Annotated in this window: 1 protein-coding gene; it reads left to right on the top strand. The window is 57.4% G+C overall.

The window, feature by feature from the left end; all coding sequences use genetic code 11:
- Window positions 1-918, top strand: a 918-nt coding sequence (locus tag NW849_RS14325) for an RNA-guided endonuclease InsQ/TnpB family protein (protein WP_414358519.1), incomplete at its 5' end; no start/stop codon positions are given.
- Window positions 919-1,101: the final 183 nt, after the last annotated feature.

Here is a 1,101-nt window from a genome sequence, read left to right as displayed (position 1 = left end):
ATCTGGAAGTCCTCTGCCATTAGGGTTCGGGGTGGGAAGTTAGTTCTTTCCAACGGCAAGACCAACCCGCCTGTGGTCATTTCTTGGGCGTGGGAGACTCCAGTCCAAGTAGAAATCGGCTGGGACGGCAAGCAGTACGAGCTGCGGGCCTGCTACGACCTCAGCAAACGGCAGGCGGAGAGGAAAGAAGAGGAAACACCAAAGGCCGGGGAAGTGGCAGGGGTGGATTTGGGAGAAGTGCATCTGGCCGTTGCCCACGATGGGAAGGAAACTTTCATAGCCAACGGGCGGTTGCTGCGTTCCCAAAGGCGTTACCAGAACAAGCTGAAGGGCAAGCTCTCCAGGCTAATGGCTCGCAAGAAGAGAGGCTCACGGCGGTGGAAGCGGTTAGTTCGTTCTAAGCAGCGTCAGTTAGCTAGGCTGGCAAAGCAGATGGCGGACATTCTCCACAAGCAGACGACCAGGTTGGTCTCCACGCTCCAAGCAAGAGGCGTGCAGACGGTTGTGATTGGGGACATCCGGGATATCCGGCGGTCGGCCCAGTACAACAAGGTAGCCAACCAGAAAATCCACCAAATGCTGTCGGGACAGGTGCGGCGGATGCTCACCTACAAGGCAGAGCAGTTGGGGATGCGGGTGGTGTTGCAAGAGGAGCGGTACACCTCGCAGAAGTGCCCGCGCTGCAACATGCTCCACAAGCCCAGTGGTAGGGAGTATCATTGCCGAGCCTGTGGCTTTAGGTTTCACCGCGACGGTGTGGGTGCAGTGAATTTGAGACGGAAGTATCTGGGGCAGTTCGATGTCCCAGTAGTTGGGGTGATGGCATCCCCCATTGGGTTGAGGTATTGGCCTCACGCCCAATGTAGCCCGGCAAGTGAAAGTCGTTTCACAAACCGGGAAAGAATCCCTCGCCTTTAGGCGGGAGAGAATGTCAATTTGACTGGATTCGTTCTCTTGCTTCGGACAAAAGGGGAAATCTTTGGGTGGCGGGGGTAACTTGGGGAGCCTTTCCTGACCAACCCCGATCGCGTCAGCGGGACGGAGTCCTTTCGCGTCAGCGGGACGGAGTCCTTTCGCGTCAGCGGGACGGAGTCCTTTCGC

It is taken from the genome of Synechococcus sp. R55.3, assembly GCF_047461975.1.
GTDB lineage: Bacteria > Cyanobacteriota > Cyanobacteriia > Thermostichales > Thermostichaceae > Thermostichus.
This window is presented reverse-complemented; position numbering and strand designations above follow the sequence as displayed.